Source organism: Faecalibacterium prausnitzii (assembly GCF_003287405.1).
Taxonomy (GTDB): Bacteria; Bacillota; Clostridia; order Oscillospirales; family Ruminococcaceae; genus Faecalibacterium; species Faecalibacterium intestinale.
On the sequence record NZ_PRLD01000070.1, the window covers coordinates 1 to 536 of the forward strand.

The window sequence follows — 536 nt, forward strand, 5'->3', positions numbered from 1 at the left end:
GCAGCACCGCAGCCCAGTGCAAACCCAGCAGCAACTGCTGCAAGCCCGGCAAAAAGCGCCTCCCACAGGCACATGAGACGGAGATCCCGATTCTTAGCCCCCAGCGTCAGGAAGGTATTGATGGTATGTACACGCTTGTGCAGAACGATCAGGAAATACTGCGCCACTGCAAAAAAGCTGACCAGAATCGCTGCGACCAGTAAAAAGCGCAAAGAAGATGAAACGGTATCCTCCTGTGGGTAGGCATACTCGTTTGCCACTAAAGCAGGGTCGGTCGAAGCGGTCACGGGTGCGGCTGCATTCAAATAATAAAATGTCTGGAACTTTTGCCCGTCCAAGGCAAGCGGCTCTGTCACAATGCTGCTGACGGTCAGATTGCCGTTCAGATTCCAATACACATCATAGGCAGGCAAAACACCGCACAGGGTATAGGCCTTTTCCATCACTGCGCCGGAGCCTGCCAGCGGGTCGTAATCATTGGCAGCGACCTTCAGCGTGACCGTCTGCCCTACGTCATAGGAGCAGCCCAGCGCATC

1 protein-coding gene is annotated in these 536 nt (G+C 54.9%); it reads right to left on the reverse strand.

What is annotated here, in order from left to right; all coding sequences use genetic code 11:
• On the reverse strand, positions 1-536 hold a 536-nt coding region (locus C4N24_RS15100), incomplete at both ends, for an FtsX-like permease family protein (protein ID WP_146746829.1).